The 22,252-nt window shown below is 45.3% G+C and carries 9 protein-coding genes, 4 tRNA genes, 4 rRNA genes and 1 riboswitch; of the genes, 11 read left to right on the top strand and 6 right to left on the bottom strand.

Translation table 11 applies throughout. From position 1 onward, the window contains the following. Positions 1-9 precede the first annotated feature (9 nt). The 9 genes from rrf (QF117_RS19095) (at position 10) to metH (ending at position 10,168) form a co-directional block, all read left to right on the top strand. Positions 10-125 (top strand): 5S ribosomal RNA (gene rrf, locus QF117_RS19095). Between the two features lie 452 nt (positions 126-577). Then, a 16S ribosomal RNA gene (locus QF117_RS19090) occupies positions 578-2,124 on the top strand. A gap of 123 nt (positions 2,125-2,247) precedes the next feature. Further along, positions 2,248-2,323, top strand: a tRNA-Glu gene (locus QF117_RS19085). 2 nt (positions 2,324-2,325) lie between these two features. Then, positions 2,326-2,401, top strand: a tRNA-Lys gene (locus QF117_RS19080). A 71-nt stretch (positions 2,402-2,472) separates the two neighbouring features. Further along, a tRNA-Val gene (locus tag QF117_RS19075) sits at positions 2,473-2,548 on the top strand. 401 nt (positions 2,549-2,949) lie between these two features. Next, positions 2,950-5,838: ribosomal RNA gene (locus tag QF117_RS19070) — 23S ribosomal RNA — on the top strand. Positions 5,839-5,961: 123 nt separating this feature from the next. Next, a 5S ribosomal RNA gene (gene rrf, locus QF117_RS19065) occupies positions 5,962-6,077 on the top strand. Together the 16S, 23S and 5S rRNA genes with 4 tRNA genes alongside form the textbook arrangement of a ribosomal RNA operon. Positions 6,078-6,141: 64 nt before the next feature. Next, positions 6,142-6,218 (top strand) — tRNA-Asp (locus tag QF117_RS19060). Positions 6,219-6,490: 272 nt separating this feature from the next. After that, positions 6,491-10,168, top strand: a complete 3,678-nt coding sequence (gene metH / locus QF117_RS19055; protein WP_282387630.1) for a methionine synthase — start codon at positions 6,491-6,493, stop codon at positions 10,166-10,168. A 101-nt stretch (positions 10,169-10,269) separates the two neighbouring features. On the opposite strand, the gene QF117_RS19050 is transcribed toward metH, so the two are convergent. Together QF117_RS19050 and lysC are read right to left on the bottom strand one after the other, a co-directional pair. Further along, the gene (locus tag QF117_RS19050) at positions 10,270-11,577 is read right to left on the bottom strand and encodes a sodium:proton antiporter (protein ID WP_282387629.1); all 1,308 of its coding nucleotides are present in this window, start codon (positions 11,575-11,577) and stop codon (positions 10,270-10,272) included. 264 nt (positions 11,578-11,841) lie between these two features. Continuing rightward, positions 11,842-13,191: a lysine-sensitive aspartokinase 3 gene (gene lysC, locus QF117_RS19045; RefSeq protein WP_282387628.1), complete on the bottom strand. Its 1,350-nt coding sequence runs from the start codon at positions 13,189-13,191 to the stop codon at positions 11,842-11,844. 104 nt (positions 13,192-13,295) lie between these two features. Continuing rightward, a riboswitch (Lysine riboswitch) is annotated at positions 13,296-13,472 on the bottom strand. Positions 13,473-13,641: 169 nt separating this feature from the next. On the opposite strand from lysC, the gene QF117_RS19040 reads away from it, so the two are divergent. Next, entirely contained in the window at positions 13,642-14,763 is a 1,122-nt protein-coding gene (locus tag QF117_RS19040; protein ID WP_282387627.1) for an alanine--glyoxylate aminotransferase family protein, read from the top strand. A gap of 58 nt (positions 14,764-14,821) precedes the next feature. Here the strand turns inward: QF117_RS19040 and QF117_RS19035 are convergent, their stop codons facing one another. From QF117_RS19035 to QF117_RS19020, 4 genes are all read right to left on the bottom strand, one after another. Further along, positions 14,822-16,594 (bottom strand): PglL family O-oligosaccharyltransferase, encoded by a 1,773-nt coding sequence (locus tag QF117_RS19035; RefSeq protein ID WP_282387626.1) that lies wholly within the window; start codon positions 16,592-16,594, stop codon positions 14,822-14,824. 65 nt (positions 16,595-16,659) lie between these two features. Continuing rightward, positions 16,660-19,482 (bottom strand): excinuclease ABC subunit UvrA, encoded by a 2,823-nt coding sequence (gene uvrA, locus QF117_RS19030; protein ID WP_282387625.1) that lies wholly within the window; start codon positions 19,480-19,482, stop codon positions 16,660-16,662. A gap of 195 nt (positions 19,483-19,677) precedes the next feature. After that, positions 19,678-20,550: a UTP--glucose-1-phosphate uridylyltransferase GalU gene (gene galU / locus QF117_RS19025; RefSeq protein ID WP_282387623.1), complete on the bottom strand. Its 873-nt coding sequence runs from the start codon at positions 20,548-20,550 to the stop codon at positions 19,678-19,680. A 117-nt stretch (positions 20,551-20,667) separates the two neighbouring features. Next, positions 20,668-21,315, bottom strand: coding sequence for a LuxR C-terminal-related transcriptional regulator (locus QF117_RS19020; protein ID WP_282387621.1), 648 nt, complete (start codon positions 21,313-21,315; stop codon positions 20,668-20,670). A gap of 287 nt (positions 21,316-21,602) precedes the next feature. On the opposite strand from QF117_RS19020, the gene QF117_RS19015 reads away from it, so the two are divergent. Then, entirely contained in the window at positions 21,603-22,160 is a 558-nt protein-coding gene (locus tag QF117_RS19015; RefSeq protein ID WP_017035367.1) for a single-stranded DNA-binding protein, read from the top strand. The last annotated feature ends 92 nt before the right edge of the window (positions 22,161-22,252 follow it).

Below are 22,252 nucleotides of genomic sequence, written 5' to 3'. Positions count from 1 at the left end.
AAGAATTTGCTTGGCGACCATAGCGTTGCGGACCCACCTGATCCCATGCCGAACTCAGAAGTGAAACGCAGTAGCGCCGATGGTAGTGTGGGGTTTCCCCATGTGAGAGTAGGACATCGCCAGGCTTTAATTCCGACTTGTCTCGATGAGACGAGTCAACATAGTTTTTTAAGTAATAACTTAGAATATTATGTTGACTTACAGAGTCAAAAGCGTATTATACGCATCCGCTTGAGAGGTTAAGGCCTTGAAAAGCAACGCTCTTTAACAATTTAAACCTATCAATCTGTGTGGGCACTCGTTGATGAAAATCCAATATGTTTTTACCTAGGTAAAAACAGTTTCTTCGGAAACAACTTTGGTTTCAATGAACTGAGTGACCAATTCAATTTGGTACAGCTTTGAGCTGTTTGATTTCACTTTTTAAAGTGAAAACCAAAAAGAGCACAGTCAATTCATTACTATTCTGTTGGAATGGTAATAGCTTTAGAATTACAGGTTTATCTTCGGATAAATCCTAGTTTTGAAGTCAGTATTCGTTGAGCCGAGCCCTATTTATTTAGGGAATCAAAACTTTAAATTGAAGAGTTTGATCATGGCTCAGATTGAACGCTGGCGGCAGGCCTAACACATGCAAGTCGAGCGGTAACAGAAAGAAAGCTTGCTTTCTTTGCTGACGAGCGGCGGACGGGTGAGTAATGCCTAGGAAGTTGCCCAGTAGAGGGGGATAACCATTGGAAACGATGGCTAATACCGCATAATCTCTTTGGAGCAAAGCAGGGGACCTTCGGGCCTTGTGCTATTGGATACGCCTAGGTGGGATTAGCTAGTTGGTGAGGTAATGGCTCACCAAGGCGACGATCCCTAGCTGGTCTGAGAGGATGATCAGCCACACTGGAACTGAGACACGGTCCAGACTCCTACGGGAGGCAGCAGTGGGGAATATTGCACAATGGGCGAAAGCCTGATGCAGCCATGCCGCGTGTATGAAGAAGGCCTTCGGGTTGTAAAGTACTTTCAGTCGTGAGGAAGGGGGTAAGTTTAATACGCTTATCTCTTGACGTTAGCGACAGAAGAAGCACCGGCTAACTCCGTGCCAGCAGCCGCGGTAATACGGAGGGTGCGAGCGTTAATCGGAATTACTGGGCGTAAAGCGCATGCAGGTGGTTCAATAAGTCAGATGTGAAAGCCCGGGGCTCAACCTCGGAACTGCATTTGAAACTGTTGGACTAGAGTACTGTAGAGGGGGGTAGAATTTCAGGTGTAGCGGTGAAATGCGTAGAGATCTGAAGGAATACCAGTGGCGAAGGCGGCCCCCTGGACAGATACTGACACTCAGATGCGAAAGCGTGGGGAGCAAACAGGATTAGATACCCTGGTAGTCCACGCCGTAAACGATGTCTACTTGGAGGTTGTGGCCTTGAGCCGTGGCTTTCGGAGCTAACGCGTTAAGTAGACCGCCTGGGGAGTACGGTCGCAAGATTAAAACTCAAATGAATTGACGGGGGCCCGCACAAGCGGTGGAGCATGTGGTTTAATTCGATGCAACGCGAAGAACCTTACCTACTCTTGACATCTAGAGAAGCCAGCGGAGACGCAGGTGTGCCTTCGGGAGCTCTAAGACAGGTGCTGCATGGCTGTCGTCAGCTCGTGTTGTGAAATGTTGGGTTAAGTCCCGCAACGAGCGCAACCCTTATCCTTGTTTGCCAGCACGTAATGGTGGGAACTCCAGGGAGACTGCCGGTGATAAACCGGAGGAAGGTGGGGACGACGTCAAGTCATCATGGCCCTTACGAGTAGGGCTACACACGTGCTACAATGGCGCATACAGAGGGCAGCAAGCTAGCGATAGTGAGCGAATCCCAAAAAGTGCGTCGTAGTCCGGATTGGAGTCTGCAACTCGACTCCATGAAGTCGGAATCGCTAGTAATCGTGAATCAGAATGTCACGGTGAATACGTTCCCGGGCCTTGTACACACCGCCCGTCACACCATGGGAGTGGGCTGCAAAAGAAGTGGGTAGTTTAACCTTTCGGGGAGGACGCTCACCACTTTGTGGTTCATGACTGGGGTGAAGTCGTAACAAGGTAGCCCTAGGGGAACCTGGGGCTGGATCACCTCCTTATACGATGATTTTCACGATGAGTACCCACACAGATTGATGGTTTAAAATGTAAAGAGAAAGAAATATCTCCCAAGATATTTCAACAGTTTGTTTTCACTTTTAAGAAGTGAAAGTAAATCTAGTGTCCCGTTCGTCTAGAGGCCTAGGACACCGCCCTTTCACGGCGGTAACAGGGGTTCGACTCCCCTACGGGATACCATTGGGTCGTTAGCTCAGTTGGTAGAGCAGTTGACTTTTAATCAATTGGTCGCAGGTTCGAATCCTGCACGACCCACCATTCTTCTCCACAGGAAGATGGCTTTTTATTGTCACTTTTTTAAAAAGTGAAAATAAAAAGAAACTTAATGTGGGCGATTAGCTCAGTTGGGAGAGCACCTGCCTTACAAGCAGGGGGTCACTGGTTCGAGCCCGGTATCGCCCACCACTCTCTAAAGACTTTTGGATGTTGACTTCCAAACCAATTCAGTAAAACGAATATGGTTCGGATTCTTGTCGACGAAAGTCATTAGAAAGTGCTTTAACTTGAAAAAGTAAACACTCGCTCTTTAACAATTTGGAAAGCTGACGAACAACAACTTGATTGGTTGTTGTTCAAATAAAAGTTCTCAAATCCTATTCTCTTTTAGAGACTAGGTACCAACACACATTCAAGTGTTTTTGGAAACAACATGACTCGTCATGATTGTTTATATTTGAGTCCGGCAAAATCGCAGTTTGATGTCACTTTTTAAAGTGAGACAAACTGATGTCTCTCGCTCATTCAAATAATGAGAGACAAATTACACCTTGGTTGTTTACCATACATAAGACCTCTTGGGGTTGTATGGTTAAGTGACTAAGCGTACACGGTGGATGCCTTGGCAGTCAGAGGCGATGAAAGACGTAATAACTTGCGATAAGCCCAGATTAGGTAGTAATAACCGTTTGAGTCTGGGATTTCTGAATGGGGAAACCCACGTGCATAAGCACGTATCGTTGTGTGAATACATAGCACAACGAGGCAAACCCGGGGAACTGAAACATCTAAGTACCCGGAGGAGTAGAAATCAACCGAGATTCCGAAAGTAGCGGCGAGCGAAATTGGAGTAGCCCTTAAGCTTTTAATGATGCAGGTGAAGAGTCTGGAAAGTCTCGCGATACAGGGTGATAGCCCCGTAACCGACACATCATAATCAGTGAAATCGAGTAGGGCGGGACACGTGATATCCTGTCTGAATATGGGGGGACCATCCTCCAAGGCTAAATACTACTGACTGACCGATAGTGAACCAGTACCGTGAGGGAAAGGCGAAAAGAACCCCTGTGAGGGGAGTGAAATAGAACCTGAAACCGTGTACGTACAAGCAGTAGGAGCCCACTTGTTGGGTGACTGCGTACCTTTTGTATAATGGGTCAGCGACTTAATTTTAGTAGCAAGGTTAACCGTTTAGGGGAGCCGTAGGGAAACCGAGTCTTAACTGGGCGTACAGTTGCTAGGATTAGACCCGAAACCAGGTGATCTAGCCATGGGCAGGTTGAAGGTTGAGTAACATCAACTGGAGGACCGAACCGACTAATGTTGAAAAATTAGCGGATGACTTGTGGCTAGGGGTGAAAGGCCAATCAAACCTGGAGATAGCTGGTTCTCCCCGAAAGCTATTTAGGTAGCGCCTCGGACGAATACTACTGGGGGTAGAGCACTGTTAAGGCTAGGGGGTCATCCCGACTTACCAACCCTTTGCAAACTCCGAATACCAGTAAGTACTATCCGGGAGACACACGGCGGGTGCTAACGTCCGTCGTGGAGAGGGAAACAACCCAGACCGCCAGCTAAGGTCCCAAAGTATAGCTAAGTGGGAAACGATGTGGGAAGGCTTAGACAGCTAGGATGTTGGCTTAGAAGCAGCCATCATTTAAAGAAAGCGTAATAGCTCACTAGTCGAGTCGGCCTGCGCGGAAGATGTAACGGGGCTAAGCTATACACCGAAGCTGCGGCTGCATACTTTGTATGCGGGGTAGGGGAGCGTTCTGTAAGCGGTTGAAGGTGGTCTGTAAGGGCTGCTGGACGTATCAGAAGTGCGAATGCTGACATGAGTAACGATAAAGGGGGTGAAAAACCCCCTCGCCGGAAGACCAAGGGTTCCTGTCCAACGTTAATCGGGGCAGGGTAAGTCGACCCCTAAGGCGAGGCCGAAAGGCGTAGTCGATGGGAAACGGGTTAATATTCCCGTACTTCTTATAATTGCGATGGGGGGACGGAGAAGGCTAGGTGGGCCTGGCGACGGTTGTCCAGGTTCAAGTACGTAGGCGGAAAGTTTAGGTAAATCCGGACTTTCTTAACGCTGAGATACGATGTCGAGCCACTACGGTGGTGAAGTCATTGATGCCATGCTTCCAGGAAAAGCCTCTAAGCTTCAGATTATAAGAAATCGTACCCCAAACCGACACAGGTGGTCGGGTAGAGAATACCAAGGCGCTTGAGAGAACTCGGGTGAAGGAACTAGGCAAAATGGTACCGTAACTTCGGGAGAAGGTACGCTCTTGGCGGTGAAGTCCCTTGCGGATGGAGCTACTAGGAGTCGCAGATACCAGGTGGCTGCAACTGTTTATTAAAAACACAGCACTGTGCAAAATCGTAAGATGACGTATACGGTGTGACGCCTGCCCGGTGCCGGAAGGTTAATTGATGGGGTTAGACTTCGGTCGAAGCTCTTGATCGAAGCCCCGGTAAACGGCGGCCGTAACTATAACGGTCCTAAGGTAGCGAAATTCCTTGTCGGGTAAGTTCCGACCTGCACGAATGGCGTAATGATGGCCACGCTGTCTCCACCCGAGACTCAGTGAAATTGAAATCGCTGTGAAGATGCAGTGTACCCGCGGCTAGACGGAAAGACCCCGTGAACCTTTACTACAGCTTGGCACTGAACATTGAACCTACATGTGTAGGATAGGTGGGAGACTTTGAAACTTCGTCGCTAGATGGAGTGGAGTCAACCTTGAAATACCACCCTTGTACGTTTGATGTTCTAACGTTGGTCCCTTATCGGGATTGCGGACAGTGCCTGGTGGGTAGTTTGACTGGGGCGGTCTCCTCCCAAAGAGTAACGGAGGAGCACGAAGGTGGGCTAAACACGGTTGGACATCGTGTGGTTAGTGCAATGGCATAAGCCCGCTTGACTGCGAGAATGACAATTCGAGCAGGTGCGAAAGCAGGTCATAGTGATCCGGTGGTTCTGAATGGAAGGGCCATCGCTCAACGGATAAAAGGTACTCCGGGGATAACAGGCTGATACCGCCCAAGAGTTCATATCGACGGCGGTGTTTGGCACCTCGATGTCGGCTCATCACATCCTGGGGCTGAAGTCGGTCCCAAGGGTATGGCTGTTCGCCATTTAAAGTGGTACGCGAGCTGGGTTTAGAACGTCGTGAGACAGTTCGGTCCCTATCTGCCGTGGGCGTTGGAAGATTGAAGGGGGCTGCTCCTAGTACGAGAGGACCGGAGTGGACGAACCTCTGGTGTTCGGGTTGTCACGCCAGTGGCATTGCCCGGTAGCTAAGTTCGGAATCGATAAGCGCTGAAAGCATCTAAGCGCGAAGCGAGCCCTGAGATGAGTCTTCCCTGGCACTTTAAGTGCCCTTAAGGGTTGTTCAAGACTAGAACGTTGATAGGCAGGGTGTGTAAGTGCTGTGAGGCATTGAGCTAACCTGTACTAATTGCCCGTGAGGCTTAACCATACAACACCCAAGGGGTTTTGTGGACTCAATAAAGAACATTGAATGCGTGTTTGAACTTTTATAATCAGTTTTCCAGATTTTTTGCTTTCACTTTTTAAAAAGTGAAGACAAAAGAAGAATTTGCTTGGCGACCATAGCGTTGCGGACCCACCTGATCCCATGCCGAACTCAGAAGTGAAACGCAGTAGCGCCGATGGTAGTGTGGGGCTTCCCCATGTGAGAGTAGGACATCGCCAGGCTTTAATTTCGTTTCTAGACAGCGTTTAGAAACAGATGGACACTTGCTTAGCAAGTTGCCACTGCGGAGTGGTAGTTCAGTTGGTTAGAATACCGGCCTGTCACGCCGGGGGTCGCGGGTTCGAGTCCCGTCCACTCCGCCATTATATTGAGAAAGCCCAAGTCGAAAGACTTGGGCTTTTTTACGTTTGAATACGATCTAAATGCTCAAAATCCAGTAGCAATATCTTCTATCTTTCCATTCTGATTTTTATCCCTTATACCCTATAGCCAACATTGCAGCATGACATCAAATCGATAAAATACCCTTTGGAGATAAATCTATTCTAAGACCCGTTCTTTATTGTTTAGACGTCTAGACAGCTGAATAGACTGTGGTAGGATGTAAGGTATAAAAAAGGAATGAGGCTGTATTGTGGGAAGTAATGTAAAGCAACAGATTGAAGCACAATTAAAGGAAAGAATCTTACTTATCGACGGTGGCATGGGCACCATGATTCAAGATTTTAAGCTTGAAGAAAAGGATTATCGCGGTGAACGGTTTTCTGACTGGCATTGTGATCTTAAGGGAAATAATGACCTGTTAGTTCTTTCTCAGCCTCAAATCATTGAAGATATCCATGGCCAGTATCTAGAAGCTGGGGCTGATATCCTTGAGACGAATACATTCAATGCAACCACGATCGCAATGGCAGACTACGAGATGGAAAGCCTGAGTGAAGAGATTAACTTTGAAGCGGCTAAGCTCGCTAGAAAGGTTGCTGATGAGTGGACTCAAAAAACACCACATAAGCCAAGGTATGTTGCAGGTGTTTTAGGCCCTACAAACCGAACTTGTACCATTTCACCTGATGTTAATGATCCCGGGTTTCGTAACGTAACCTTTGATGAGCTTGTCGAGGCTTATTCTGAATCGACACGTGCGTTGATCAGAGGTGGTTCAGATCTGATTTTGATTGAAACGATTTTCGATACGTTGAATGCCAAGGCATGTTCATTTGCTGTTGAATCGGTATTTGAAGAAGTGGGCATCACATTGCCGGTTATGATCTCAGGTACCATTACCGATGCTTCTGGGCGTACCCTTTCAGGGCAGACAACGGAAGCTTTTTATAACGCCTTACGCCACGTAAAACCTATTTCATTTGGCTTGAACTGTGCGTTAGGGCCAGACGAATTACGTGAGTATGTTAGTGAGTTGTCACGTATTTCAGAATGCAGCGTCTCAGCACACCCTAATGCTGGTCTACCTAACGCGTTCGGTGAGTATGACCTATCCCCTGAAGATATGGCTGAACACGTAAAAGAGTGGGCTGAAAGTGGATTCTTGAATCTTATTGGTGGCTGTTGCGGCACAACACCTGAACACATTCGTCAAATGGCCGAAGCGGTCGAAGGTGTTACTCCTCGACAGTTACCCGATATTCCAGTGGCGTGCCGTCTTTCTGGTTTAGAGCCTTTAACCATCTCTAAAGAATCCCTATTTGTTAACGTTGGTGAGCGAACGAATGTCACAGGTTCTGCTAGGTTTAAGCGTTTAATTAAAGAAGAACTCTACGACGAAGCGTTGAGCGTTGCCCGTGAGCAAGTCGAGAATGGCGCTCAGATCATCGATATAAATATGGATGAAGGCATGCTCGATGCGGAAGCATGTATGGTTCGTTTCCTTAATTTATGTGCATCGGAGCCAGAAATCTCGAAAGTACCGGTGATGGTCGATTCATCAAAGTGGGAAGTCATTGAAGCGGGCCTTAAGTGTATTCAAGGCAAAGGTATTGTTAACTCTATTTCTTTAAAAGAAGGCAAAGAGAAGTTCATAGAACAAGCTAAATTAGTTCGACGATACGGTGCTGCGGTTATTGTGATGGCGTTTGACGAGGTCGGTCAAGCCGATACACGTGAACGAAAAGTAGAAATCTGTACTAACGCATACCATATACTGGTTGACGAAGTTGGCTTCCCACCTGAAGACATTATTTTTGATCCAAACATATTCGCCGTTGCTACAGGGATTGATGAGCATAACAATTATGCTGTCGATTTCATTGAAGCGGTCGCCGATATTAAGCAAACCCTGCCTCATGCGATGATTTCTGGCGGCGTTTCAAATGTGTCTTTCTCTTTCCGAGGGAATAACTACGTTCGGGAAGCGATTCACGCCGTGTTCCTCTATCACTGTTTTAAACATGGAATGGATATGGGGATCGTGAACGCGGGTCAATTGGAGATATACGATAACGTCCCAGAAGACTTACGCGAAGCGGTTGAAGATGTCGTTCTTAACCGCCGTGATGATTCGACCGAACGTCTTCTCGATATCGCAACTGAATATCTTGAGCGTGCCGTTGGAAAAGTTGAAGATAAGTCCGCCCTTGAATGGCGAACATGGCCGGTAGAGAAACGGTTAGAGCACTCTCTTGTTAAAGGAATTACCGACTTCATCGTTGAAGATACCGAAGAAGCACGTTTGAATGCGGCGCGTCCAATAGAGGTGATTGAAGGCCCGTTGATGGATGGCATGAATGTTGTCGGTGATTTATTTGGCGAAGGTAAAATGTTCCTTCCTCAGGTGGTTAAGTCTGCAAGGGTAATGAAGCAAGCTGTTGCTCATTTAGAGCCATTTATCAATGCAACTAAAGATGTGGGTGCGACTAACGGCAAAATTTTATTGGCGACCGTTAAAGGGGATGTTCATGATATCGGTAAGAACATTGTAGGCGTTGTGCTTCAGTGTAATAACTACGATATTATTGATCTCGGTGTTATGGTCTCTTGTGAGAAGATTCTAAAAGTTGCGAAAGAAGAAAACGTCGACATTATTGGCCTCTCTGGGTTAATTACGCCATCTCTAGATGAAATGGTACATGTAGCTAAAGAGATGGAGCGTCAAGGTTTTAAGCTTCCACTTCTTATCGGTGGAGCAACGACCTCGAAAGCGCATACTGCGGTCAAAATTGAACAGAATTATTCAGAACCAGTCGTTTACGTCAATAATGCATCTCGAGCCGTAGGTGTCTGTACATCGTTACTGTCTGATGAATTAAAACCAGCATTTACATCAAAGCTCGATTTAGATTATGAACGTGTTCGTGATCAGCATGCTCGTAAAACCCCCCGCACTAAACCAGTGACATTAGAAAAAGCCCGTCAGAACAAAGTTGATATCGATTGGGCTACTTACACACCACCCGCGCCAGAAAAACCGGGTATTCATGTTTTCAAAGATTTTGATGTGTCGGTTCTGCGTCAGTATATCGATTGGACTCCATTTTTCATGACTTGGACATTAATGGGGAAATACCCTGCCATTTTAGATCATGAAGAAGTCGGTGAAGAGGCGAGACGTCTTTTCAAAGATGCGAATGACTTACTCGATCGCGTTGAGAAAGAGAAGCTTCTCGAAGCGAGAGGGATGTGCGGTTTGTTCCCTGCGAACAGCGTTGGTGACGATATTGAAGTGTACACCGATGAGTCACGTACAGAAGTTCTTAAGGTATTGCATAACTTGCGTCAGCAAACGGACAAACCGAAAGGTTTTAATTATTGCTTATCTGATTACATTGCACCCAAAGAGAGCGGCAAAGCGGATTGGATTGGCGGTTTTGCAGTAACCGGTGGTATTGGCGAAAGAGAATTGGCTGATGCTTACAAGGCGGCAGGTGATGATTACAACGCGATCATGATTCAAGCTGTTGCGGATCGCCTTGCGGAAGCTTTTGCTGAATATTTGCATAAAGAAGTTCGTAAGGATATTTGGGGATACGCTCCAGATGAAGATCTAAGTAATGACGATCTGATCCGCGAAAAGTATCAAGGGATTCGCCCCGCCCCCGGTTATCCGGCATGTCCAGAACATACCGAAAAAGGAACGCTATGGGAGATGATGAATGTTGAAGAAGCGATCGATATGTCATTGACCAGCAGTTATGCGATGTGGCCAGGCGCATCAGTATCAGGAATGTACTTTTCTCATCCTGATTGCCGATATTTTGCCATTGCTCAAATTCAACAAGATCAGGTTGAAAGTTATGCTGAGCGTAAAGGCTGGGACATATTGGAAGCAGAAAAATGGTTGGGCCCTAATATCAACTAATGCTTTTGTCGTAACCTAGGACATTAAAAGAAAAGAGCTGCCAATTAGGCAGCTCTTTGTATATAGACGGCTTTATACACAGAGATTACAGAGAAGCTGACTTACTTTATAGTGCCAGTGCTAGAGTCTGATGAGGTGTCTCGTTCTGCTTGTTTGGCTTTCTCAATCATGGGCGTAATCGTAGAGCCCTGGATCAAAATAGAAAAGACAACAACAGAATAAGTCATGACCAAAATGATCTCCTTCACATCAATCAGCTTGTCAGGTATCACCCAGATCCCAGAAGGTATGGAAAGAGCCATTGCTAAAGCCAGCCCACCTCGTAGTCCTCCCCAGGTGAGTATTCTCACTGACCAAGGGTTGTAACTGCGAAAACGTTGGAAGCCGAGATAGGAAACAAAAACACTGAAGTAACGAGCAAACAGCACCAATGGAATTGAGAACGCCATTAAAATCCAATCTTCTTGGTGGAATTTAAAAAGCAGCATCGACATGCCAATCAAGAGGAACAAAATACCATTCAAAAACTCATCAACGAGTTCCCAAAAATGATCTAAGTGCTCTTCACTCTCTTTTGAGAATCCGGTAAAACGAGTCCAGTTGCCAATCATGATACCCGACACCACCATCGCTAAAGGCCCAGAGACATGAATGATATCCGCAAAGACATACCCTGCAGTTGGGATTCCGATGGTCAGTAATAATTCCATAGAATGATCGTCAGTGGCACTGATCAAGTAATGAAAAAGAAGCCCGAGAACAAAGCCATACGCGATTCCTCCAAGAGCCTCTTGGGCAAACAATAAGCTGACACTTCCTATAGTTGGAGTTTCTGTCCCAAACGCGACAGTAAAAATAGTGACAAAAATGACTAAACCAAAACCGTCATTAAATAAAGACTCCCCTTCTATTTGTGTCGAGATTCGTTTCGGCGCATCAAGTTTTTTTACAATCGCCAAGACAGCAATCGGGTCTGTTGGGGAGATGAGTGAACCAAACAACAAGCAATAGACAAAATCAAAGGGAATGCCAATCAGTTGACAGAACCCATACAAGATACTGCCAATGAGAAACGTCGAAATCAATGTCGCCCCCAATGCTAAAGCGGTAATTTCCCATTTTTGGTCTTTCAGGTTTGGCAGCTTAATTCCTAGGCCACCGCCGAATAACAGAAACCCAAGAATGCCTTTTAGGAGAAAATCTTCAAAGTTGATACTGGCAATGGTGGTTGTCGCGATTTCTGTCAATTGAAACCAGTTATTTTGACCCACTATTAAAATAGCCAATGACAGCACCATCGCTCCTGCTGTAATCGCAATGGTGGTTTGCATCTTTATTATTTTATTATTGAGAAACGCAATCAACATTGCCGCTGCAGAGAGAAAGCAAAGTGTGTAGTAGATGGACATGGGTTCATGACTTTGTAACAGAATATGTCGTGAAATTTTCAACGCTGCTAGCTCAAATAGCAATCATTTTTTGTCATGTTTGCGTTAGCAATGACTCAGCGATCTTTATAGACCGTTGATGTTCAGAAACAAAAACGGATAGATTCTGAGATAGGGAAGCTTCAGAAGCTGAAGTAATGTGTTTAGTGGTTTGTATTGCGTGGGTTTTTTAAAACGAATGGCTATAAATGCAGGGCGACTCTAATGAGCAGCCCTGCATTTTCATTATTCAAACAATTCAGCGTGAAGCTTTTGAATGGCCGATTTAGAATCAGCTTCATTGAGTAAGAAACATAGGTTATGAGCGCTTGCTCCATAACAAATCATACGTAAATTGAAGTCTTCTAGCGTGCCAAATACCTGCTTTGCATAGCCTTTACTTCCACTCATGTTATTACCAATTAAGGCCACCAAGCAGAGACCATGTTCGACTTCCACATGACACAGTTCTTCCAGTTCAATGCGTGCCTGCTCAGGAAGTTGTGGCGCGCCGCCTGCTGTGTCTGTTTGATCTAACGTTAATGAAACACTGATTTCTGACGTTGTGATCAAATCGACGGATATCTTATGCTTAGCCAAAATTTCAAACACTTTGGCAAGAAAACCGTACGCATGAAACATATTGGCGCTGCGAAGGGTCACCATTGTTTGGTTTGTTCGTAAGGCCAATGCCCGAAACAGTGGAGAAGACTCTGCGTGGTGACGAATCCACGTGCCGCCACGTTCAGGTTCTTTTGACGACCCAACAAATACTGGGATGTCATGGCGAAGTGCGGGAACTAACGTTGATGGGTGAAGGATTTTCGCACCGAAGTTCGCCATTTCTGAAGCTTCGCTAAAGCTAATTTCAGGAATCGGTGAAGCTTTAGGCGCTATTCGAGGGTCGGTGGTATAGATACCAGGAACATCAGTCCATATCGCGAGGCCCGAAGCTTCAACACTTTCCGCGATCAGGGCTGCGCTGTAGTCACTGCCACCACGGCCTAATGTGGTCGTATTGCCATCGGCATCTGAACCGATAAACCCTTGGGTGATAACAACGTATTCTTGGCAAAGTGGCGCTAATTTATCTTTCGCTAATGCAGAGATGTCTTCCAGTTGCGGTTCAGCACGGCCAAAGGTTCCATCTGTTCTCAGTATTTCTCTAATATCAAAGCGAACAGCATGAATACCGCGCTCTCTCATCACCTGAGTCAGGATGTAGGTCGACATCAACTCACCACACGCTACCAAATGGTCAGTGAGTTTGGTACTCGCCTGGATGGAAGCTGCTTCAGCTAGGTTTGCGACCGTCTCTAAGATGGCATTCACCTCAGAGGCCGCTTCTGCTCCATCACTTAGGCTGGATATAATCGAATCATGGATGGCGGCAATGTTTTGTAATATGTCACTGCGTCGCTCTTGGTCTGCAACACCGTTGGCGAGTTCAACAAGTAAATTAGTGACTCCAGAGCATGCGCTGCTAACGACAAGCTTAGTTTCTGGATTGTTTTCGATAATAGCAGCACAACGGCTCATTGCTTCAAAGTTGGCTACACTGGTCCCACCAAACTTGGCGACATTGAATGCGCTCACAGCATTTCTCCTACAACGGGTAAAAAATAAACAGGTTGATAATAACCTAATGTTCTTTAGTGAAGAGAATCGTTGAGCGAAAAAGAGGTGCGTATAGATAGATTGACCTCAGAAGCTCATCACTAGGCGGTGCTAGTGACAGTTAAGGGGATTCAGCCCACTTAACCGATAAACATAACCCTTACATTACGTTTACCTCGGCACTGCTCCCCATGGATACATTGTATTGGAATTAAGGCTCCACAATATATCTGCCTGGGCAGTGCTCCTCTTCTGCATAAAGCCTGTTCATTGAACGGTTTTGTCGGTTGAATGTCAATGGATATTTGTTACCACGAATTAATTACAAAGTGTGATCATCATATTCACACTAGACTTACGCCGCATTGATAGCGCTAGGGATTTGATCTAGTGTAGTTACTCAAACCATCGTGTAAGTAAGGAGCATACATGCCAATTCAAAGTTTTATCCCCCCTCAACGGATACTTATGGGGCCTGGGCCATCGGATATTTCTCCCCAAGTATTACAGGCTTTAAGTCGCCCAATTGTTGGCCATTTAGACCCGTTATTTATTGGCATGATGGACGAAGTGAAACAGCTACTTAAATACGCTTTCCAGACCGATAATGAGTTTACTATTGCCGTTTCTGCCCCTGGTAGTGCTGGCATGGAAGCGTGTTTTGTTAACCTGATTGAACCAGGAGAGAAAGTCATCGTTTGCCGCAATGGCGTGTTTGGTGATCGAATGCGAGAAAACGTCATACGTGCAGGTGCTGAAGCCATCGTTGTTGATGATGAATGGGGTGCGCCTGTCAGCCCTGATAAAGTAGAGCAAGCGTTTAAAGCGAATCCGGATGCAAAAATATTGGCATTTGTTCATGCGGAAACGTCTACCGGTGCGCTTTCTGATGCTCAGGCACTGAGTCAAATTGCGAAACAGCATCATGCTCTTACTATTGTAGATGCCGTCACCTCGTTGGGTGGTGTGCCATTAAAAGTCGATGAATGGGAACTCGATGCAGTTTATTCGGGAAGCCAAAAGTGCTTATCTTGCGTGCCAGGGTTATCCCCGCTGACTCTGTCGCCTAAAGCTATCGAGAAAATTAATGCTCGTACGACGCCGGTTCAAAGCTGGTTCCTTGATCAGAGTCTTGTTCTGGGGTATTGGAGTGGAGAGGGCAAGCGAAGCTACCATCATACAGCACCCGTTAACAGCCTCTATGCGTTACACGAGTCATTATTGATGCTCAAACGTGAAGGATTAGAAAATGCCTGGCAACGACATAAAGAGATGCATGCGACATTAAAAATAGGATTAGAAAAGCTTGGCTTCACATTTGTCGTCAATGAAGACTCTCGACTTCCTCAGTTGAACGCGATTTATATTCCAGATGGGGTAGACGATACGCAAGTGAGGTCAACGTTGCTTGAGAAGTATAATTTGGAGATTGGAGCTGGACTTGGGAGTTTAGCGGGTAAAGCCTGGCGTATTGGTTTGATGGGGTATGCCGCTAGAAATGAGAATGTTTCTTTATGCTTACGAGCATTGGAAGAAACATTGCATCAGTAGCGATCATTCACAATCGCAGTCTAAATTGATAAAGGGGCGTGAGTGCCCCTTTATGGTTTTATTCGCTCGGGATAGATGCTTCCGTTAACGCTGTTTCCGCTGACGATTTCGGCCTATATTGAATGGCGGTAAAGTCTTTATCAGGAAATAGATACTGCGCTTCAGCTCGAATTTGTTCTGCTCGGCTGCTGTCACCTAACCCTTGGTACGCGAGAATTAAGTTACTGTAAAACGCCGGTCTGGGCTTAGACTGAATCATGTCAAGCGACCACTGTATGTAGGGTTTGATTAACTCAGGCTCTTGGGTGTGTAACCCAATATTGAGATAAGTGCTGTATATATCCCAGTCAAAGCGATCTTTCCAAACGACAGGATTCGTCACTCGATCTAAGATCTCAGGTTGCTTGGGTGACGATCGTTCAAACAAAGTAAGAACATAGTTAGTGTGCAGGGCGCTGAACATATAGAAGCTGGTGATCAGAGGGGCGATAATACACATAACTCGGAGAAAACTTTTTGTCAGTTGACCAAAATGAAGGCGCTTATAACTGGCAACCCGTTGATCGACCCAAAACAATAGGATCATGAAGGTGATCCAATGAACGGCTGAATGGTAGAAAGGATATTCCAGTTGTGAATGCACGACTATCGGAACAAACAGCGCGAACATGGCGAGCCTGATACCCTTTTTCGCATAGTAGATACGAGCAAGCACTAAGCTTGCCGCCAACACAATCGCCAGGAGTGGGATAAGCCCGCCTTCGACGCCCCAAAATAATAGCTCATTGTGAGGATGGTCCATGGCGGGTAAACCGGGTTTGTAGCTTGGATTTAATTGGTGCTGACGAGCGGTATACAGTATGTATTCCGCTTCAAAGTTACCGTATCCGTATCCGGTAAATGGTTTTTCAATCACCATATCAAGTGCTTGAGGAAAAGTGTATTTTCTCGGGCTTTCTAAATCCGCTTTGCTAGAAAGCAGCGCATCTGTGCCCTGAGAATGTGTAGCGAAAAACCCCAATCCAACCCCAATCAGACAGCAGATTACCCAGGAAAAAAATCGTTTACGTGTTGAATATTTATATAAATATGGAAGAACAAAACACAGCGAAATGACGGCACCTAACCAACCGGTTCTAGAAGCAATAATGATCAAAAGAGGGGCGGTTAATAAGGGGATGAGGCATAAAAATGAAGTTTCACTCAATCGACTGTACTTGTTGGTTTGTCGTGCGAGTAAATAGGCGGATATCACTAAACCTGTAGCCAGGAAGCTTGCCATGACATTCGGTTGCTGAAATATACCGTATGGTCTGTTACGTAACGCATCGTAGCCAAACATATTATTAGGTTCTAAAAGCAGGTATTGATAGAACCCAAATACAGATTGAATAAAAACGGCGATAACAATAAACCACAACAGCCTTTGTTTGTGTTTATTACTGAAACGAAATTGTTGCAAGAGGACAAACAGTAAGAAGCCAGTCCAAAGACCGATGAGCCGCCCTAATGCTGCTGATGTTGTTGCATTACCGTAAAAGGTTGGAACGGTCATTAAAAGGCAGCACACCAACAGACCAATCGTCAACTTTGAATACATCAGAGATTGGTTGGTGGCTAATTGATACAGGCCAATAGAAAGGGTGACGGATAATGCAGTCCAAGTCGTGGCATTAAAAGAAAGTGCTAGCCCTGATCCTCCCGGATTTTGCATGAAAAAATGCATCGCTACGATAAAGACAACAGCGAGAGAGATTAAGAATGGCTTATTGAGAGGAATGCTTGGTGCATGAGGTTCAAGGCGGGTGCCACCAGTATGCAATATTGCCATGTGATTACTCATCCTATATAAAGAAACCAGCGTCACTGCTGGTTTCTTTATCTTAGCGTTTATTTCTATTTTAACATAGGTTTAAGAAAACGAGCGGTATGAGAACCTTTCACTTTTGCGACCGATTCGGGCGTACCTTCAGCGACAATTTCTCCACCACCTTGGCCACCTTCCGGACCTAAATCAACGACCCAATCTGCTGTCTTGACGACGTCGAGGTTGTGTTCGATGACCACCACGGTATTTCCATGATCGCGTAATCGGTGCAAAACAGTGAGCAATTGCTGAATATCGTGAAAGTGTAACCCGGTTGTAGGTTCATCTAGGATATATAAGGTTTTGCCTGTATCTCGCTTTGATAGCTCTCGAGCTAATTTGACCCTCTGTGCTTCCCCTCCGGATAAGGTGGTCGCTGCTTGACCAAGCCTAATATAGGAAAGGCCAACATCCATTAACGTCTGTAATTTTCGGGCAATAACCGGTACCGGTTCAAAGAAAGCGCGTGCATCTTCAACGGTCATCTGTAGAACTTCATCAATGCTCTTACCTTTGTAGTGCACTTCTAAGGTTTCACGGTTGTAGCGTTTTCCTTTACATGCATCACAGGAGACGTAAACATCTGGAAGAAAGTGCATCTCAACTTTAATCATGCCATCCCCTTGGCACGCTTCACAGCGCCCACCACGAACGTTGAAACTAAATCGACCAGGTTTATACCCTCGAGAACGAGATTCTTGCGTTCCAGCGAACAGCTCTCGGATTGGCGTGAAGATTCCGGTATAGGTCGCGGGGTTAGAACGCGGTGTTCTGCCTATTGGGCTTTGGTCGATATCGATCACTTTATCGAAGTGCTCTAGCCCCTTTATTTTCTTGTAAGGCGAAGGCGTTGCTGTAGTGGCACCATTTAAAGCGGTATGAGCAATCTTAAAGAAAGTGTCGTTAATCAAGGTCGACTTACCCGATCCAGATACGCCAGTGACACAAGTGAACAGACCAACAGGCAGTGATAGTGTGACGTCTTTTAAGTTATTGCCGGTAGCGCCGATAAGTTCAACGGTTTTCTTGGGATCTTTTTTAGTGCGTTGCTTGGGTATTTCTATTTTTTTGACGCCGCTTAAGTACTGACCAGTGAGAGATTCTGGAGTCGCGATAATCTCATCCATGGTGCCTTCTGCTACGATGTGACCGCCATGAACACCAGCCCCAGGGCCGATATCAATCACATGGTCGGCACATCGAATCGCATCCTCATCATGCTCGACCACTAGAACGGTATTTCCCAAGTCACGCAAGTGTGTCAGGGTTTTAAGCAATCTTTCGTTGTCGCGTTGGTGCAGACCAATTGATGGCTCATCTAGAACATACATCACGCCAACAAGCCCAGCTCCAATTTGACTGGCAAGCCTGATGCGTTGAGCTTCTCCGCCAGACAAGGTTTCTGCACTGCGTGATAGGTTAAGGTAGTTTAGACCGACGTTAACCAGAAATTGAAGGCGATCATTGATCTCTTTCATCACTTTGTCGGCTATTTGCCCACGCTGGCCATCAAGCTTTAGATTCTGGAAGAAGTCGAGTGCTTCAGCAATACTAAACTCAACAATTTGAGGCAAGGCGGTATCATTGATGAATACATTACGTGCTTCGATTCTCAATCGTGTTCCATTGCATCCAGTACAAGACTTCGTTGAGATGTATTTCACCAAATCTTCCCTGACCGCATTGGATTCGGTATCTCGATAACGGCGTTCTAAGGTATTGAGAATACCTTCAAATGGGTGCCGTTTAACACGAATATCACCGCGATCATTGATGTACTTAAACTCGACTTCAGTCCGACCAGAACCTTTTAATATAATTTCTCGAGTCTTTTTAGGTAGTTTTTTAAAAGGGGTGTTAAGGTCAAAACCATAATGATCGGCTAATGACGTGAGCATTTGAAAGTAGTAATAGTTTTTTTGATCCCATCCGCGAATCGCTCCATCGGCTAGGCTCGCATTCTCATCCATAATGACGCGTTCAGGATCAAAATATTGTTGAACCCCCAAACCATCACAAGATCCGCAGGCACCCGCTGGATTATTAAATGAGAACAGCCTTGGCTCAAGCTCTTGCATGCTATAACCACAATGTGAACAAGCAAAATTGGCAGAAAAGACAATTTCCTCCCCCTCTTCATCCATTGGCGTCACCACCACAATTCCGCCAGAGAGCTCGAGAGTGGTTTCTATAGATTCCGCCAAACGTTGCTGCAAATCGTCTCGAACTTTAAATCGGTCGACCACGACTTCGATGGTGTGTTTTTTGTGAAGTTCCAATGTTGGTGGATCGGAAAGATCGCAAGTTTCCCCATCAATACGGGCGCGTATAAAGCCTTGAGCCGCAAGGTTTTCGAGTGTTTTTACATGCTCACCTTTACGTTCCTTAATGATGGGAGCCAGAAGCATTCTCTTAGAACCCTGAGGCAGTTCTAAGATTCGATCAACCATTTGGCTGACGGTTTGAGCCGCGAGTGGCGTATTGTGCTCTGGGCATCGTGGTTCGCCAACACGCGCGTAAAGTAATCTTAGGTAATCATACACCTCTGTAATGGTTCCCACGGTGGAACGTGGGTTATGAGAAGTGGATTTTTGTTCAATAGAAATCGCGGGAGATAGGCCTTCGATATGATCGACATCTGGTTTTTCCATGAGCGAGAGAAATTGGCGAGCATAAGCTGACAAAGACTCAACATAGCGGCGCTGCCCTTCGGCATAAAGCGTATCAAAAGCGAGAGAGGATTTTCCTGATCCAGAAAGCCCGGTGACAACGATTAATTTATCGCGAGGAATGGTGAGGTTGATATCTTTAAGGTTATGGGTTCGTGCACCGCGAACTTCAATTGTGTCCATTGTCTAAGCTCATTGAAATACTAAGTGCTGCAAGTATTACATAGTGTGGCAATTGTGCAAATAAAATACTGGATAAAAAAACAGTAAGGCCACTTGGGTACAAAGTGGCCTTAGAAATAATCGCTAGGAATTTGGATATATCGTGGTCGGCTTTTGTGAGTGCGACTTTTGTAAGTTCGACTTAGCCGTTCGGTATTATGACTCTTTATGCGTTGAGTGCTTACCGAGTTCCGTTGTTTTTTCATCTTTCAGGTAAAGATTTTCAAAGCAGTAGTTGGTGGCTTCAATATAGCCTTCAACACTACCGCAATCAAAACGGTTACCCTTGAACTTATAAGCCAATACACAGCCTGATTTCGCTTGTTTAAGAAGCGCATCGGTGATTTGAATTTCACCACCTTTGCCTGGTTCTGTTTGCTCAATTAATTCGAAAATATCTGGAGTCAGAATATAACGACCAATAATGGCTAAGTTACTCGGCGCGGTTCCTTGTTCTGGCTTCTCTACCATGTCGTCGACACGGAAAAGATCATCTTTAATCATTTCCCCTGAAATTACACCGTATTTATGGGTTTCATCTTCAGGTACTTCCTGAACCGCAACAATTGAGCAGCGGAACTGTTTGTATAGTGACACCATTTGCGCCAACACACCTTGTTGCTCATTGACACAAAGGTCATCGGCCAACACTACAGCGAAAGGTTCATCACCAATAAGATCACGACCAGTCAGTATGGCATGGCCAAGGCCTTTCATTTCTTTTTGACGGATATAAGTGAAACTTGCACTGTCGATAACTTTACGGATATCGACGAGCAACTCTTCCTTATTCGTGCCACTGATCTGATGTTCCAGCTCATAATTTTTATCAAAGTGGTCCATGATTGAATGTTTGCCACGACCAGTAACAATACACATACCATCCATACCTGCTTGAATCGCTTCTTCAACACCGTATTCGATGAGTGGCTTGTTGACCACCGGCATCATTTCTTTTGGCATTGATTTAGTGGCTGGCAGAAAACGAGTTCCGTAACCCGCTGCCGGGAATAGGCACTTTTTGATCATGATAAAACCTTTTGTAATTCCGTATAAATAATGATTTCGCGTCAAGATAACATGCTTTATGTTTCTGGCTAGTTAACGGCGGTTCATCTAGTACAGAATTCATACTTTGTCGCCAAATTAAGACGCTAAATTTTGATTTGCCCATGCTATCGCCTGCACTCGATTTTTAACAGAGAGTTTTTTAAAAATCTGATAAAGATGTGATTTTACCGTAAATTCACTAATGAATAGGCTATCAGCAATTTGAATATTGGATGAATTATCTTGAAGGCAGCGCAATATCTGCAGTTCACGAGAGGTTAAGTCAACGATCACAGGAGCGGTGTTGCTGTTAAGCACATGACGATAATAGTGCAGCAGTTGGCTTGTGACCTTTCGAGGGAGCCAGTTTTGCCCATTAATGATTTCTCCAAGCCCTCGAACAATATCTTCGACATTTGTGTAAGTGTAAAATAACCCTTTTAGGTTGCCAAAGTAGAGCAATTCGTCGGTCGTAAGCCGTTTATTGAGGTTAAAAATAATCACTTCAAAGTTCTTATCTGTAATGGGTAAATTACGAACTTGCTGTTGAAGTTGTTTATGCGTTTGGTAATCGATCAGTAAAATCTTATGTCGATGTTTGGGGTTGGCTTCGAGCAAATCGTTGGGCTCTATTTTTGGAAGATCTAATGATAGATCAGTCTCTAGTCGACTGATGTAAGGATAGTCTGCATGTTTATCTTCACATAAAAAATAAACGGTTCGAGTGTAATCTGCTTTTTTCATTATGTACCTTCCTAGCCTGTTACATTATGTTTACAAAATGAAGCAAGCCGAGCGGAATATCTAGGTCTATTGAAGCTAGGTATGTCATTTTGCGTCTGGTTTCATATTGTTAGGTAATTTACCTATCTGTCATTTAGATGAGGTAGGAGAGGGTTCAAAAAACGAGTAAATAAAATCCCGATTGGCTCATACAATAAGATGGATTTTTTAATACGATTTGAGCCTGTGTTAAAGCGTGCTATCCTACCCCTCAGAATTTTTTAGACATCATTGAGACGGAGCAGAGCATGGCAAGCCGTGGCGTAAATAAAGTCATCATTATGGGTAATCTTGGGCAAGATCCTGAGGTTAAGTACACTGCCAATGGTAGTGCGATTGCAAATATTACAGTCGCCACTTCTGAAACTTGGCGTGACAAGCAAACTGGTGAACAACGCGAAAAGACAGAGTGGCACCGTGTTGTGTTATTTGGAAAAACAGCTGAAATTGCAGGTGAATACTTACGTAAGGGCTCTCAAGTTTATCTTGAAGGTCAACTGCAAACACGTAAGTGGCAAGATCAAAGTGGTCAAGATCGTTACTCAACTGAAGTTGTTGTTCAGTGGCCAGCAGGTCAAATGCAGCTATTAGGTGGGCGTGGCCAAGGTGGTGGCGGTCAACAGGCGAGTCAGCAGCAAAATAATAACTGGGGCCAACCTCAGCAGCCAGCCATGCAGCAACAGCAGCCAGCGATGCAACAGCCTCAATCGGCTCCTCAGCACAAACCGGCTCAACAAGCTCCACAGCAAGCTCAGCCTCAATATAATGAGCCACCAATGGATTTCGATGACGATATCCCGTTCTAGGTCGTTTGATGGAGAAGTCTCAGAGTTTAATATTCTGTGAAGTTCTATAATTAACAATACAAACTAAAGCTCCGTAGTACGGGGCTTTTTTT

The organism is Vibrio sp. YMD68, assembly GCF_029958905.1.
Taxonomy (GTDB): Bacteria; Pseudomonadota; Gammaproteobacteria; order Enterobacterales; family Vibrionaceae; genus Vibrio.
The sequence above is the reverse complement of the archived record's forward strand: the minus strand, read 5'-3'. Positions and strand labels throughout refer to the sequence as shown.